The sequence below is a fragment of the Polaromonas sp. P1_E11 genome, from assembly GCF_056405995.1.
The window spans coordinates 1-536 of record NZ_JBFUBA010000025.1; the positions used below are offsets into that span (position 1 = coordinate 1).

The 536-nt window shown below is 65.3% G+C and carries 1 protein-coding gene; it reads left to right on the forward strand.

Annotated features, from left to right (window positions below; genetic code table 11):
• A partial coding sequence (locus tag AC1D11_RS22245; RefSeq protein WP_477651509.1) for a class II glutamine amidotransferase domain-containing protein occupies positions 1–536 on the forward strand: 536 nt, incomplete at both ends.

Genomic DNA, 536 nt, shown 5'->3' on the forward strand with positions numbered 1-536 from the left:
ATCTACAAGGGCCTGTTCCTTGCCGAGAGTCTCGCGGATTTCTTTCCCGACCTCACGAACAAGCTGTTCGAGAGCCGGGTCGCGATCTTTCACCAGCGCTATTCGACCAACACCTTTCCGCAATGGTGGCTCGCGCAGCCGTTCCGCTGCCTCGCGCATAATGGCGAGATCAACACGATCCGCGGCAACAAGAACTGGATGAAGAGCCACGAGATCAAGATGGCGAGCCTCGCCTTTGGCGAGCATAGCGAAGACATCAAGCCGGTGATTCCCGCGGGCGCGTCGGACACCGCCGCGCTCGACGCGGTGTTCGAGGCGCTGTGCCGCGCCGGCCGCGACGCGCCGACCGCCAAGCTGATCCTCGTTCCCGAGGCGTGGACGACCGAATGCGACGTCCCCGACAATCACCGCGCGATGTACTCCTATCTCGCCAGCGTGATGGAGCCGTGGGACGGCCCCGCCGCGCTCGCGATGACCGACGGCCGCTGGGCGGTCGCGGGCATGGATCGCAACGCGCTGCGTCCGCTGCGCTACAG